This window comes from Providencia sp. PROV267 (assembly GCF_028477825.1).
Classification (GTDB): domain Bacteria; phylum Pseudomonadota; class Gammaproteobacteria; order Enterobacterales; family Enterobacteriaceae; genus Providencia; species Providencia stuartii.
In genome coordinates this window covers 140,205-153,068 of the sequence record NZ_JAMPLX010000017.1, presented here as the reverse complement: position 1 = coordinate 153,068, position 12,864 = coordinate 140,205, and the positions used below count along the sequence as shown (strand labels likewise).

19 protein-coding genes are annotated in these 12,864 nt (G+C 46.0%); 1 reads left to right on the top strand and 18 read right to left on the bottom strand.

Going from position 1 to position 12,864, the window contains the following annotated elements; translation table 11 throughout:
- From PR709_RS12350 to PR709_RS12270, 17 genes are all read right to left on the bottom strand, one after another.
- Positions 1–928, bottom strand: a 928-nt coding sequence (locus PR709_RS12350) for a phage tail protein (RefSeq protein ID WP_272570907.1), incomplete at its 3' end; no start/stop codon positions are given.
- Positions 925–1,536, bottom strand: a complete 612-nt coding sequence (locus tag PR709_RS12345; RefSeq protein WP_004919665.1) for a phage tail protein I — start codon at positions 1,534–1,536, stop codon at positions 925–927. The genes PR709_RS12345 and PR709_RS12350, both read right to left, overlap by 4 nt.
- Positions 1,529–2,440 carry a baseplate assembly protein gene (locus tag PR709_RS12340; RefSeq protein ID WP_004919662.1) on the bottom strand — a complete coding sequence of 304 codons (912 nt, stop codon included), beginning with the start codon at positions 2,438–2,440 and terminating at the stop codon, positions 1,529–1,531. The genes PR709_RS12345 and PR709_RS12340 overlap by 8 nt, the downstream gene beginning before the upstream one ends.
- Positions 2,441–2,442: 2 nt before the next feature.
- Positions 2,443–2,784 (bottom strand): GPW/gp25 family protein, encoded by a 342-nt coding sequence (locus tag PR709_RS12335; protein WP_272570906.1) that lies wholly within the window; start codon positions 2,782–2,784, stop codon positions 2,443–2,445.
- Entirely contained in the window at positions 2,781–3,410 is a 630-nt protein-coding gene (locus tag PR709_RS12330) for a phage baseplate assembly protein V (RefSeq protein WP_004919658.1), read from the bottom strand. Before PR709_RS12330 ends, PR709_RS12335 begins: the two co-directional genes overlap by 4 nt.
- 102 nt (positions 3,411–3,512) lie before the next feature.
- Positions 3,513–4,046: a phage virion morphogenesis protein gene (locus PR709_RS12325; protein WP_004919654.1), complete on the bottom strand. Its 534-nt coding sequence runs from the start codon at positions 4,044–4,046 to the stop codon at positions 3,513–3,515.
- Complete coding sequence (locus PR709_RS12320; protein WP_004254663.1) at positions 4,039–4,491, bottom strand: phage tail protein; 453 nt, start codon at positions 4,489–4,491, stop codon at positions 4,039–4,041. Before PR709_RS12320 ends, PR709_RS12325 begins: the two co-directional genes overlap by 8 nt.
- The gene (locus PR709_RS12315) at positions 4,491–4,661 is read right to left on the bottom strand and encodes a hypothetical protein (protein WP_004919652.1); all 171 of its coding nucleotides are present in this window, start codon (positions 4,659–4,661) and stop codon (positions 4,491–4,493) included. Before PR709_RS12315 ends, PR709_RS12320 begins: the two co-directional genes overlap by 1 nt.
- Complete coding sequence (locus PR709_RS12310; protein WP_004919650.1) at positions 4,658–5,191, bottom strand: lysis system i-spanin subunit Rz; 534 nt, start codon at positions 5,189–5,191, stop codon at positions 4,658–4,660. Before PR709_RS12310 ends, PR709_RS12315 begins: the two co-directional genes overlap by 4 nt.
- The gene (locus PR709_RS12305) at positions 5,191–5,727 is read right to left on the bottom strand and encodes a lysozyme (protein ID WP_004919648.1); all 537 of its coding nucleotides are present in this window, start codon (positions 5,725–5,727) and stop codon (positions 5,191–5,193) included. Before PR709_RS12305 ends, PR709_RS12310 begins: the two co-directional genes overlap by 1 nt.
- A gap of 1 nt (position 5,728) precedes the next feature.
- Positions 5,729–6,016, bottom strand: a complete 288-nt coding sequence (locus PR709_RS12300; protein WP_004919645.1) for a hypothetical protein — start codon at positions 6,014–6,016, stop codon at positions 5,729–5,731.
- An 18-nt stretch (positions 6,017–6,034) separates the two neighbouring features.
- Positions 6,035–6,238: a tail protein X gene (locus PR709_RS12295; protein WP_004919643.1), complete on the bottom strand. Its 204-nt coding sequence runs from the start codon at positions 6,236–6,238 to the stop codon at positions 6,035–6,037.
- Positions 6,238–6,726 carry a head completion/stabilization protein gene (locus PR709_RS12290; RefSeq protein ID WP_004919641.1) on the bottom strand — a complete coding sequence of 163 codons (489 nt, stop codon included), beginning with the start codon at positions 6,724–6,726 and terminating at the stop codon, positions 6,238–6,240. The genes PR709_RS12295 and PR709_RS12290 overlap by 1 nt, the downstream gene beginning before the upstream one ends.
- A 47-nt stretch (positions 6,727–6,773) precedes the next feature.
- The gene (gene gpM, locus PR709_RS12285) at positions 6,774–7,298 is read right to left on the bottom strand and encodes a phage terminase small subunit (protein ID WP_071599651.1); all 525 of its coding nucleotides are present in this window, start codon (positions 7,296–7,298) and stop codon (positions 6,774–6,776) included.
- Entirely contained in the window at positions 7,273–7,524 is a 252-nt protein-coding gene (gene gpM, locus PR709_RS12280; RefSeq protein ID WP_052309247.1) for a phage terminase small subunit, read from the bottom strand. The genes gpM (PR709_RS12285) and gpM (PR709_RS12280) overlap by 26 nt, the downstream gene beginning before the upstream one ends.
- Positions 7,525–7,544: 20 nt before the next feature.
- On the bottom strand, positions 7,545–8,594 hold the full coding sequence (locus PR709_RS12275; RefSeq protein ID WP_272570905.1) for a phage major capsid protein, P2 family: 1,050 nt from the start codon (positions 8,592–8,594) through the stop codon (positions 7,545–7,547).
- Between the two features lie 46 nt (positions 8,595–8,640).
- A complete protein-coding gene (locus PR709_RS12270) occupies positions 8,641–9,426 on the bottom strand; it encodes a GPO family capsid scaffolding protein (RefSeq protein ID WP_272570909.1) in 786 nt (261 codons plus the stop codon).
- A gap of 184 nt (positions 9,427–9,610) precedes the next feature.
- Here PR709_RS12270 and PR709_RS12265 point away from each other — a divergent pair, with 184 nt between their 5' ends.
- Entirely contained in the window at positions 9,611–11,956 is a 2,346-nt protein-coding gene (locus PR709_RS12265; RefSeq protein ID WP_272570904.1) for a phage portal protein, read from the top strand.
- A gap of 365 nt (positions 11,957–12,321) precedes the next feature.
- On the opposite strand, the gene PR709_RS12260 is transcribed toward PR709_RS12265, so the two are convergent.
- Entirely contained in the window at positions 12,322–12,849 is a 528-nt protein-coding gene (locus PR709_RS12260; protein WP_140186461.1) for a GNAT family N-acetyltransferase, read from the bottom strand.
- Between the last annotated feature and the right edge of the window lie 15 nt (positions 12,850–12,864).

Here is a 12,864-nt window from a genome sequence, read left to right as displayed (position 1 = left end):
TATCAGCGCTCAACGGCTTATTGTTTACTTTACGCGTGCTTGGTACTCGGTCATTAGCATTGTTATTTGCATTAGTTGCCGCAGTATTGGCGGCGTTCGCTGTGGCTTGCGCATCCGTACCGGCTTTTTTCGCATCAGCGACTTTAGTATCTGTTTCTGCCTTTGTATAAGCGCCAACATCGCCCGCAGCTAAAGTAATATCTGCGTTTAACGGTTTATTGTTTACCTTGCGCGAACTTGGCACCCGTCCATTGGCGTTGTTATTCGCATTAGTTGCTGCTGTATTGGCCGCATTCGCTGAATTTTGTGCATTAACAGCCCGTTGGTTAATTTCTGTAGCCAATTTGGGTGTGACTGCTTTGCTGTTATCTTCGCTCAGTGTATCAGCAAGTTGTACAAAACCTTTTGCGCTAGTCGTTGCATCGGGGTGATTACGGCTTTTAACGTGAGCCTCAATCGCTGTTTTTACTGAATCATCCACATAGCCGAGCGTGGCAAGCACAATTGCGGGATCAACTTTCAAAGTCACGGCTTCGGTATGGCTGACAATTAAAATCATACGGATAGTTTGCGTACGACCTGAACCCTCGGCTAACAGAGGTTTATAAGTTTCAGGGCAATTCGCCACGGCCACCAATAACCCCGATTTATCAAACAGACCGATTTCTCGTATCCACCAACCGCCCTCATTTTCGGGGATCACCTGTTCCGCAATAACTTGATTGGTATTCACTGAGTCAATAAATAACGTATTAATTGCTGCTCGGCGCTTTTCATTGACTAATTTAGTCTGTTTGGTATCGGGTGCGGGCAATGTGCCGCCACCGTCACCGACCGCCATGTGTGTTAATTCAATTTTCGTGCCGAGGGCAGTCGCCTCTGCGAGCACTTTTTCACCATAAGTGGTAAGCAATGCAAAATATTTCATTGGAGAGTCACCCTAATTTCATCAATAACGTGTACCGCTGCCCCTGTGGAAATCGTGCCGCCTGAGCTGATCACATCTGGCGTGTATGGGTAAACGGTTAATTCATCACCGCTATAACTGGTTGCGGCACAATAGATTTGGCCTTTAGTTTCAAGCTGAATAGTGAGCCCGACAAGGTGACGGCTTGCCGGCTTCGCATCAAAAATTAATGCCTCTAACTCTTGATACATTTCTTCGGTAATACCGGTTTCAAGAACCCCGATATCCAATCGAAACGTGCCAGCGGTTTCATTGGTTTGCCACCATTCCACGACGCGAATTAAATAACCCAATGGCTCAACTACACGGCGCAATGCGCCAATAGTGCCTTTGTGCTTATGAATAAACATTGCGGCTTTAACTGCATCCCGTTTGGCTTTTTCCGTCCAGTTTTTATCCCATCGGTCAACACTAAACGCCCACGCCAAATAGGGCAGCAAATGCGCGGGGCATTTATCAGGGTTCCAAAGTTCACGAATAGGAATAGGCACGCGCTCAATCTGTGCCAGTGATTCAGCCGCCGCGAGCTCTAACGGTGATGAGCCGACAGGCAATAATCGACTATTCATCCGAGCCCCCTAATGTCACGTTAATTTGTGTGCAGAAGCTCGCCTGAGTTTTATCTAGCTTGATATCGGCAACCGGCTTTTTCAGTTCGACACGCTGCACGCCTTGGACATGCAGCGCGGCATAAATCGCACTGAGCACAATGTCACGGCCTAACCGGTGTTGTTGTGTCGCATAGCGTTTCACTTGTTCCTCTGCCGCCGCCATAATCGGCTCATATTCAGGCGAGGGATAACAGTAAATCACCGCGTCGATTTCATAATTGATAATCTTGGCTGATTGCACGGTGACACGGTCAGCCACCGGCCTAACGTCCTCATCGTTTAGCGCCATATCGACTTTTTCAATTAAATCAGCCGGTGCGCTGCCGTTCCCCTCGCGGGATAAAACGGTAACCGTGACATAAGCCGGTAATGGGCTAATGACAGAAGCATCAGAAACCCGACCATCGGCAGACCGTGCATGATATTCATAACTACCAATAGGACCTGCTACGCTTAACGCTTCGAAAGCGGCCGGTATTCGCATGCGTAAATTGGAATCCGACTCATACACTGGCGCAATGGGTGGGATCGCATTTTCATTACCCGCCGATAACATCAGGCGTTTCACGTTATTATTGGCTGCCAGTTGGTCAAGGTCGGCACCGGTAGCAAAGGCCACCATACTGGCGCGAGCCGCTTCATTAACGCGCTGACGTAAAATCAATTCTCTATAACAGTTTTCTTGTAATAACTTGGTTAACGGCTCGGACTCTAATTCCAGCGTGCGAGCTACCGCTTCCCGCAGTTCTTCAGGCATTGAAGCAATGAGCGCGGCTTTGCGTTCGGCAAAGAGCACCTCATGATCTAATAGCTCAACCACATCCGGTGCTGGCAATAAACTTAAATCAATACTGGCTGCCATACTTACCTCACTGGAATAGAAATCGAAATCGGCTCACCCGTTTGCATAATCACACCGGATAAACTCACGCCCATTTCGCCAACATCTGAACGAATATAATCAATTGTCTGTAACCTAACGCGGGGCTCCCACTGCATTAACGCCATATAGCACGCACTCATAATTTTGAGGCGCAGCGCAGGGTTTTGTGGCTGGTCAATCAAGTCATACAACAGTGAGCCGTATTGCCGGCGCATCACCCGCGAACCAATGGGCGTTCGTAAAATATCTGCCATACTTTGGCGAATATGCTCACTGTCTGTCAGGCCACGACCTGTTTTCGCATTCATGCCGTAATATTTCATACGGGTTTACCTGATGTGTCCCCACCCGAGCGGACGCCACTGTGTTGGTGAGTATGAATAACCACACCATTAGACGTTATCGACCCGCCGTAATGGTTAAAATCACCGGTCATTTCGCCACCCTTTTCCACATTCAACGTGGCGGTGGTAAGGTTGTTAGTACAAATCACGTTCGGTGTATCGAGCTTGATTTCGACAGAGGCTTTGCAAATCACTTTTTTGGTTGTTGCACTAATTTCATCGCTAGCCTCAATCACCGCTTTTTTAATACCGACGGCCTTTAATGTTCCGTTTTCTGGCTCATATTCAATCACCGCACCATCGGGAAAAGTGTGGTGTAATGCATTGGCTGAATGTGTCGGCGCGGGGTTCGCATTGCTATACAGGGAGCCCAAAACAAAACCGGTTGTTAGCTCACCGCCAATCGCACCAATTAACACTTGCTCACCTACCGTCGGTGCCCAGTAACTCCGAGATTCACCGGCGCGATGCACTAACCATCGAATCCAATCTGTGACTAATTCCCCCACTTGAACACGGCAACAGTTATTGTCTAAATCCACCTCAGTGACCACGCCTTGTCGAAAAAGGTTACTGAGTAAGCGGTATAGCTCTTGTAAACTCATAGCTGTCCTACCAAATCGAGATAAATCATTTCCAATAAACCTAAGCGTTCATGCTCTGATAGCCCCAATAACTCCCGTTTGGGGTAACGTGCCCGTGCCAGTTCATTCACTGCCCCCCTCAAGCCCGTATTGATGTTCCCGCGCAATTGCCGCAGCTTTGCCCTGAAACCCAGCTATTGCGCTATCTTGCGTATTGCGGGCATGAAGAAAACGCGCCGCCCTAAGCCGCCTGAACATCAGTACATTGCGTTTTGTACTGCGCTTAACCGAGGAAAAATTAATATCTAAAAAACGGGTAATATCTTGGCGATAAAAGGTTCTTACCGCGCCTCTATCTTCATCAAAACCGGTAATGGTTTTACCGCGACGACCTTTTGACCCTTGCCAATTTCGCAGGGTGCGAACATCACCATGGTGAATAAATCGGATTTGCTGCTGTGCGCGTAACACTTTGCGCTTACGGGGTTCATAGGCCGAGCCGTCCGCATTTTGTTGGCTACGAATGCGCTTTTGTTGGTCGGCACGGATTGCCCGCGCTAATTTGCCCGTCAGTTTTCGCCGGTAAGCCGCTGAGGTTGTCGATAACAAGCCATTAAGCTCATTTTCTAGTTGCATAAACAGACTGTTATCACTCATGAACCATCACTCCCTCATCAATCACGATATCCCATGCAGGTAAGGCGATTTCAGGCTCGGAAATATGCTCTTGAACAATTTTTCCATTCACTTTTTTAACAATCACGCGCTCGGTGGCCTTGATGGTATACAGCACGTCGATTTTTTCATTGTCGAGAATGTCGGCCTTATAGCGAATGCCATTCGCCCGTTTATCAGGGTTAAATAACAAATCTGGCTGATGTTTTCGGGCAAAAGTCAAGATGGCCAATGACAATGCGCTCAATTCACCGGCGTAATCCATGGCCAATACCTGAATTTGGTACTCATTCAAGTAAGATGCGGATTGTGTACCGGTGGCCTGTATACCACCCTCAGTGATATAGACCTCTAATAAATCAGGGTTTTGTTTAAACTGGGGTATCTGCTCAACAATAGTTTGGCGTAATAGATTTGGCTTTAACATTATCTCCCCCGCGTGTCATACAGTGCTTTTTGGCAACGCATTTCAATTTGTTCTTGCAGTGGTGCCGTGGCGCATTTGGGTTCTTGCAATAACACCACGCCGCCCAACAAAATAAGGCTTAAAAACAAAATAAAAACAATGAATATCAATATATTAATTAATGTTTTCATTTCACCCCCTTGCACTGGTTTACCACGTCACGGATATAGCCCTGTAAATAACTTATTTTGGCTCTATCTCGCTTAATTCCGGTTCGGATATCGTGAACAATAAGTCCACCTTTTCGAGTGAGTCCGACGGTGGCTGCATCGCCCACGCTGCCGGCGCGGGCAGTGTGATTGATGGTGAGCCCACAGGTTGCAAGGTCGGCGCTGGCGAACTGCACGCGACGGCGCTCAGTGAGCAAATCATCACGCAAACGTTGAGATTCATTTTGTTCATCTAACAACCTCTGGTTATAAGTCACATCAAGCTGGTGCAAGGTATCTTGTGCTTTTTTTAACTGGGCGAGTTTTTCATTTGCATCAATAAAGGCTTGGGCGCTTATCGCACTGAGTGCCATTTGGTGCCCCAGTTCACTCACACTTAACTTGGCTTTGAAGTCCAAACGTGCAATGCCAAACACCGCACCGCCGCTAACTAATGCAGCAATAAAGGCAACCGCTAAATATCCCCCAAAAACCTGACGATAATTCACCATTACCGCCCCCATTCGCCGCACAGTAATTCGGCTTCTTGGTCACGGCGGATCACTTGGCCATAACAGCCATTTGGCTGGCCTTTGGTTTGTCGGCAATCTTTACCACCATCCCGCGTCCATTTAGGGAGCTCTGCACAGGCGCCCTTGATATCACCCGCATTTAACTTGCGGTAGAACGTGGATGAAAAGCATTTAGATGGCCCGATGTTGTAAGGGCAAAATGAAGCAATACCCGCGATTTGTGGTTCAGTCAGTGGTACGTGAACATGGCGTTTAACCCATGCAATCGCCTTGTCAGCTTCAATCTGGTTTAGCCGGTCACATTCCGCTGGGGATAATTGAGTACCCATTTTTACCGACTTACCGCCAATGCGTGTCACACCACGACAAATAGTGACCACACCGCCCCCGTCACGATATGCCTTGAGCGAATTTCCCTCTTTCTCATTCAAAAAGCCGGAGAGGATCGCACCGCCACTGGCACCGGAAATAATCAACGCAATAACTGCCTGACTTAATCGTGATTTGGTGTTCATTTCATAAATCCTTTGGTGATTGCTCGGTCACTTTCACAATGTTTTCAATATCGCGCTCACTGATGGAATGGCGAGAAAAATAACGTTCTAATATGCGTGTGCGTTTCATTTGCTCACGGCGGTTTAATCGGTAGGTCATCACACCCAATGAAACACTGGCAATTAACCCGATTAAAAAGCCCCACTCATACACGGAGAAATCACCAAAAAATCCTAAAATTCCCGACCCACTGAACAAACCACCAAATCCAGAAAGTGCGTAAGTTAGGCGGCTCCACCAATCATTCATACTATTAATCCCGTTTTGTTAATCCCAAAGTTGGATCATGTCTTGTTTTGCCACCGGTGCGAGTTCGGGTAATTCCACCCATTGCCCCGCGGCTAGCTGTATGCCGCCCTCAACCAAATTAGGATTGGCCTGTAATACTTGCTCAACGATGCCCTGAGTTCGCCCATAATGCCGCCAACACAACAGGTCAACGGTGTCACCTTGCAGCGCCTGCACTTTCATTAGACGAGCTCCGCAAACATGCGTAACTTGCCGAGAATATCCCGCACGGCGTTTTGGCCATCACGGCGCAGATCATCAATTTGCGTGCTCAAAGCTTGGGCGTGTTTTTCACCCTCACGCGTGGTGTCAATATCGCGGTAGTTTTCAATCAATAACGCTTTAGTAAAGCTATACACCGCATGGTGATAACGAAATACAACGGCCGTGGTGTCGTTAATTTCCGGTGATGGCACCGCAGATAACTGGTTAAACCCTTTGGCGTTCTGTTCTTGCCGCCATTCATCCAATAGCTGATTGACATACAACACCGCTTCTGTGGCCATATGCTTTAAACGGCTTGTGGTGACATTCCCCGTTAATCGCATGGATTGGCGTAACGGGTCTAAACCTATGTCTGGCCAAAATTCACCTGACGTGATTTTTTCATCACCATCACTGATGCTTTCGTCTTGCACACTATGAATTTGTTTTGATGCCACTAAGCCCATGATTCCCCCTTTGAAAAAACGGAGGTGGACAGCGACAATACAGAGGGTTAACCCTTTATTATTGCTGTGCCTCCGTGGCACGCGGGTGCAACTCGGTTATTGCTATTTTTTAGGCGTTTCGTCTTCTTGCTTACGCACTGCCCGTAATAGCTGTTCAACTCTTTTTTCACGCCAATATCTTTGTCAATAAGAATGGCTTTTTGCAGGTATTCAAGGGCTAAGGTTTGCTGCTTATCGTCATTTTTGAGTGTTAAACCAATGACTTTGTACAACTTAGCACGCGCCCCATCAGGCATATCTGATTGTGCTGTAATACGCTCTAATTTCAGTAAATCATCAAGTGACGCTGTCACTTCATCTTCTTTGCCACTTGCTTTCACGGCTAATGACCAGTCGCAGATTTCATCAACTAAAACAGTGGCTAAGGTGCGGTTATAGTTATCAGGTAATGGCAGATTAAATTGGATAGCATATTCGGCCATGTGTAAGGCTTCTGTGTATAAACCCGCGTCGATATGCCACACCAAAGTGCGCGTAAAGACCTCATCAGCCACACCACTTTGACTTTCCAACCCCCCCCTCAATCCAACCGCGATAATTAGGTAAAACCTTACGCTTATACGCCGCTTTGCGGTCATTGCCTTGGATATTGCTTAATTGCGCTTGGTCAGCCCGTAAACGGTGTAAAATATTTTCATAAGCGGTCATATCTGCCCGTGACATTTCGGTAGATGCCCCGCCACGGCGCGATGCCATCACTTTTTGCCAGTGCTGCTGTGCCGGTGTTAAATGTTCCATTTGCATTCCCCAATGTTGGCTTAAATTTCTTTGCTTTCGGCGTAGTTGATACCTTCAATCAGGCAAGACAGGCCATAATCTTCAATCACATAGCCCTCATTGCCCGACGAGTAAGTCGCCACGCGGTTATATTCCGGCTCATCTTTGATCACACGGCGGTACTTGCCTTTCTGCCAGTACACCGACAGGTTCTTAAAGGTCGTGACCAAGGTGGCACCATCAGGGAAAAACGGTACTTGTAAGGTAGGTAAGTTACCCATTGAACTCAATTTCAACAGCTCATTACCCGCAAGCATTTCCATATTTGGGTTTTGCTCACTGTGCTGGTTCATGATTTTGAAATTTTTATCGGTATAGAGCTGATAACCGGTGATCGCAACTAAGCCCTGTGCGCGGCGGTGCCATGGGTCTAACAATGAATTCACCGCATCGAATACCATCGCATCTACGTTGGCATACATCCCTTTGGCAATGATTTTTCCGCTTTCATCGCGGCTGGTTAACGTGACATCTTTCATCACGCGTTGCGGCGCCGCATTACGGATTTTTTGCAGCCAACCGATATTGACGTCTTGTAACAATGGGTTTTCGGCTTTATTGGATTTTTTCACCCGTTTCACACCGTTGAACCCAATCATTAAGCGGTCATTAGCTTCTTGCTGTGCAATCAGTTGGCTGATCATCGGTTGAAATTCAGGATGCCCCGCCCATGCGTCTAACCATGAATACGGGATAAACGTATCCCAGTTGGTTTTATCACAACGATAATCGTCGCTGTTTTCCTCATTGACTTGCTCAGGCTGACGGCGCTCGGTCGTTGAGTCATTTGTACCGGCTATAGGACCATTGACCGAACCAAAAACCTTTTGCCCCTCCTGGTCCGTCACTCCAAATGAGTTGATTTGTTTTAAAAATGGGCTGTTTTCCATTTTGGCTTTTTCTAAGCGCTGCTGCACCGCAGGGTCAACGCTAAAATTTAATGACGAACCCTCACGACGTACTCCATTTAAGCGGGCTTGCTGGTCAAGCCATGAGAGATAATTCGCCAGTGATTCATTACTGATACCCATAGTAAAAACCTTTTATTGATTAAAATTGAAGAAAGTAAAACGCGGCTTAATATTCAGCCAATTTAGTCGAACCACCGGTGACTTGAGGGCGTGAATCCCCTGAACCATCAGTCACAGCAAGTTGCTGTTTTAAGGCATTAAAATCATTAGTTAGCTGTGATAACGCTCGCTTTTGGGCTTCGTTTTCAGTTAGCAAGGTGCCGCATTGCTGTGCAGTCAACTCGATAGCTGTTTTTAGGTTGGTGGTTTCTTCTGAGTTGTGATGACGTTCAAGCCCTAACCACTGTTTCACCGTCGATAAAAACTTCTTACTTGCTTCCTTTTCCTCTTGGTGTTCGGTGTGTTGCTCACTTAACAAATGGCACTGCGTTTCTAATGAAGCGGTAAAGTAGTTGCCGCTATCCGGTAAGCCGCGAGAGACCGCGCTTAGTTCAATAGGACGGGAACCAATAGCCGCTGGGTAATCAGTTAACGCTACCCCTGTTAAATAAGCGCGTTTGGTTTGTGGGAATGAGGGGTAATATTCGATACTGGAAAAAATCTTTTGGCCTGATTTATTCAGATTAACAATGTATTCATCTTTTAAATCATCAATATCAATGGTGACTTCAAGCCCTAATTTGCCTTTAAGTTCACCCTCAGTTAATTCAACGGTATTCACCGCTGAAATCATGCTATAGCTGCGAAATTGGCTATCGGGGAACAGACTTTTAATGTGATCCAAATTCACACGACCACAGTAAAATTTTGGGTCGTAATCTTTTGCCATCTGCTCGATATGTTCACGCTCAACGGGAAAACCGTTTAGCGTCATCCCCTCTGTACAAGCAATCAGCTTTATCTGGCGCGTGTTTTTACCTTACGACATAAATCAATCTCCATTTCTGACGTAACTGTCATTTCGATAACGCCACTATCTCAATCATCTTCTTTTTACTCAAAGGGTTACGGTTCTCACAGCGCTATGAGAACCCATATTCATAGAGGGTTACGCGCGGGCGTGACAAAGTGACAGCATGATGAAAACAGACATTGACCCACGACAAGAAGCCAAAGAACTTTATTGGCAGGCTTACCGCGTTTCGCAGATTGCAAAGCGGCTGGGCTTAAGTATTCACACCATTTATTCATGGCGACGACGTGATAAATGGGATGACGCATCCCCTATTCACCGTGTTACTGACCAAATACATGTAAAAGTGCTGCGTATCATGGCGAAAGACACGATGACCGCCCATGACTTTAAAACGGTGGATTTCTTTAACCGCCAGTTAGACCGCTTTGAGCGTTTGGAAATGAAGAAACAAACGGCGGGAACAAGTAAAGTTAAGGCACAAAAGAATCACTTTACCCCTGAACAAATCGAACAGCTTAAAAACCTAGTGCTGGATAGCTTATTTGAGTATCAGCGCCAATGGTGGGATGAACGCACGCAGCGAAACCGCTTTATTCTTAAATCACGGCAAATTGGGGCGACATGGTATTTTGCCCGCGAAGCCCTATTGACCGCATTGGAAACTGGCAATAACCAAATATTTCTATCTGCTAGCCGTGCACAGGCCTTTCAGTTCAAACGCTTTATTCAATTGTTGGCGCGCCAAGTGGGTGTTGAGCTCAAAGGCGGCGATGAGATTATGTTGTCTAATGGTGCGATCCTGTTTTTCTTGGGTACCGCAGCAGCGACAGCGCAATCGTATACTGGTGACCTCTATTTTGATGAGGTGTTCTGGGTATCACGTTTCTTGGAATTACGAAAAGTGGCCTCAGCGATGGCCACACAAACGGGATTGCGCCGTACCTACTTTTCCACGCCATCCAGTGAAGATCACGAAGCCTATGAATTTTGGACAGGAGATTTTTATAACAAAGGCAAGCCCGAGAAAGAACGCAAAATCATTGAGCTATCCCATAAAATATTAAAGCTTGGCCATTACTGCGCGGACAGCATGTGGCGGCAAATCGTTAACATTCATGATGCCATCGCTCGCGGGCTGAACCGCGTTAATTTGGAAGAAATCAAAGACGAAAACCCGCCCGACGATTTTCGTAATTTATACGAGTGTGAGTTCGTTAAAACGGGTGAACGAGCATTCAGTTATGATGCATTAATCAATTGTGGCGTCGATGGCTATAACAGTGATGTTTGGCCAGACTGGAAACCTTACGCCCCGCGCCCGCTGGGTAATCGCCCTGTTTGGGTAGGCGCAGACCCAACCGGTACCGGTGATAATGGCGATGGCTTGGGGTTAGTGATTGCCTCACCACCGGCAGTCAGTGGCGGGAAATTCCGCATTATTGAAACTATCCAGTTACGCGGGATGGCATTCGAAAAACAAGCCGAAGAAATCAAACGCATTACTCAGCGTTATAACGTGCAATCCATCACCATTGATGGTACCGGCGGTACCGGTGCCGCCGTGCACGAGCTGGTCGTTAAATTCTTTCCTGCGGCCAACTTACTCAACTATTCAGCCCCTATTAAACGCATGATGATCATGAAAATGCTCATGCTTATTCGTAATGGCCGTTTTGAATACGACGCAGGCACCAGTTGTTTTGAACCAACGCCGTATTTATCACGCCCTGATTTCACCACCTTAGCGCAGGATTTTGTCGTTTTTGGTAATGGTTACCTTGAAAAGCGCATTAACCGGCTCGGCGATATGTTAACGCTTAAACCCTCTTTGGCTAAGTACACCCGCGCCGGTGTGAATGAGGGGCAATACTGGCAAGTGAAGAATTACCAAGATGCCTACGAATTTCGCAAAAATAGCGTGATTCATTTGAAAAACCCGTGTATTCACCAAGAGATATATGGCACTCCCGATTATTTGGCAGGGCTTATTTCCGCTAACTTGAATCATTCAGCCACTCTGTTTCGGACCAACTATTATGAGAATGGGAGTCACGCCGGTGTCATGGTGTATCTTTCCGCGGCATTGGCTGATGACAAGGCCGTTGAGTCATTAAAGAAATCACTCACTGAAGCCCGCAAAGGCAAGGCGTTTAAGAATATCTTTGTGTATGCCGCCAACGGTGGCAAAGATGGGATTCAAATACTGCCATTCTCACAAATCAGCGCAAAAGACGAGTTTGTTGGCATCAAGGACACCACCCGCGATGATTTGTTGGCCATGCACCGGATACCACCACAACTGATGGGGATCATTCCGCAAGGCTCGGGTAGCCTTGGCGATATCGAAAAAGCCGCAATGGTTTTTTGGTTCAATGAATTACTACCGCTGATGGAAAGCATGAAATCAATTAACGACATGCTAGGCGTTGAGGTGATCCGCTTTAAACAATATGCATTGCTGGATTTTTTGACACAGGCGAAGAACAAAGAACCTAACTATAAATAAACCATTCAATCCACGTTAATCGATGCTCTCCCTTCAAACGTAATAGAACGGCCTTAGTGCCGTTCTACCTATTCCATATACCCGAAACTATTTTATATCTCATCTAGGCTGTACAGCCTGAATAATCGCAAATAACACCATTAACGAGCTAATCACGCCATAGCCAGCGCGGCTCACATCTACCCCTTTGCGCGCGCTTGCTCCCCCGCCTCGCCCGCACACAAAAGGGGTGGGATTTTGTGCGGGTGTGCAGAAAGGGAAATCTCGTCCCCTTACAGGGGCTAACATGAGCTGAGTTCAAAAATAGTAATTACTAAAATTGTGCAAATTGATGCAATACTATGAGTATTTTATAAATATAATAGCTAATTTCTTTTATAAAAAAACTCAGTATATCCAGATTGATATAAGTTTTCAGTACTACCTACATCATTAAAATGAAATTTATTAAGAATTGGAAGTAGTTGTGGAATTACTAGTTCAGAACACGTAATTAGCACTTCATCATTGTCCCCAAATTTCATAAGGCTTTTTTTCATTAAGGCATTACCTATACCCCTATAATGATAATCAGGCCTTATAAAAAAAGTACAAATTTTTTTCTCTTCAACACTATTTTTTAATAAAGAAGCACCAATTATTGAATCATTCTCATCATATGCAAAAATTATACTTCGATCCTTTAACTGCTTCTTTTTACAAATATAATTTGAGTTTAACCAAACATGGAAATTAGAATAATATATCGCCACTGGATTTAAAAACTTACGAATGGCCAACATTTCGTCATTAAAATCATATGGTTGAAACTCACTATATTTCACAACCTGCCTAATATGAATCACCGGAGAAACAACATTTCTGCCTATAACCATTGGTAATCGATTATACATATGTCCTCCACGACC

Excerpts from the sequence above, each read along its gene's own strand:
- PR709_RS12295 (WP_004919643.1), bottom strand. The coding sequence starts at position 6,238 with ATGAAAGTGCAGGCGCTGCAAGGTGACACCGTTGACCTGTTGTGTTGG.
- PR709_RS12340 (WP_004919662.1), bottom strand. The coding sequence starts at position 2,440 with ATGGCAGCCAGTATTGATTTAAGTTTATTGCCAGCACCGGATGTGGTT.
- PR709_RS12265 (WP_272570904.1), top strand. The coding sequence starts at position 9,611 with ATGATGAAAACAGACATTGACCCACGACAAGAAGCCAAAGAACTTTAT.
- PR709_RS12345 (WP_004919665.1), bottom strand. The coding sequence starts at position 1,536 with ATGAATAGTCGATTATTGCCTGTCGGCTCATCACCGTTAGAGCTCGCG.
- gpM (WP_052309247.1), bottom strand. The coding sequence starts at position 7,524 with ATGGAACATTTAACACCGGCACAGCAGCACTGGCAAAAAGTGATGGCA.
- PR709_RS12305 (WP_004919648.1), bottom strand. The coding sequence starts at position 5,727 with ATGAACACCAAATCACGATTAAGTCAGGCAGTTATTGCGTTGATTATT.
- PR709_RS12275 (WP_272570905.1), bottom strand. The coding sequence starts at position 8,594 with ATGGGTATCAGTAATGAATCACTGGCGAATTATCTCTCATGGCTTGAC.
- PR709_RS12325 (WP_004919654.1), bottom strand. The coding sequence starts at position 4,046 with ATGAGTGATAACAGTCTGTTTATGCAACTAGAAAATGAGCTTAATGGC.
- PR709_RS12335 (WP_272570906.1), bottom strand. The coding sequence starts at position 2,784 with ATGAAATATTACGGCATGAATGCGAAAACAGGTCGTGGCCTGACAGAC.
- PR709_RS12260 (WP_140186461.1), bottom strand. The coding sequence starts at position 12,849 with ATGTATAATCGATTACCAATGGTTATAGGCAGAAATGTTGTTTCTCCG.
- PR709_RS12310 (WP_004919650.1), bottom strand. The coding sequence starts at position 5,191 with ATGGTGAATTATCGTCAGGTTTTTGGGGGATATTTAGCGGTTGCCTTT.
- PR709_RS12320 (WP_004254663.1), bottom strand. The coding sequence starts at position 4,491 with ATGTTAAAGCCAAATCTATTACGCCAAACTATTGTTGAGCAGATACCC.
- PR709_RS12300 (WP_004919645.1), bottom strand. The coding sequence starts at position 6,016 with ATGAATGATTGGTGGAGCCGCCTAACTTACGCACTTTCTGGATTTGGT.
- PR709_RS12330 (WP_004919658.1), bottom strand. The coding sequence starts at position 3,410 with ATGAGTTTACAAGAGCTATACCGCTTACTCAGTAACCTTTTTCGACAA.
- PR709_RS12290 (WP_004919641.1), bottom strand. The coding sequence starts at position 6,726 with ATGGGCTTAGTGGCATCAAAACAAATTCATAGTGTGCAAGACGAAAGC.
- PR709_RS12315 (WP_004919652.1), bottom strand. The coding sequence starts at position 4,661 with ATGAAAACATTAATTAATATATTGATATTCATTGTTTTTATTTTGTTT.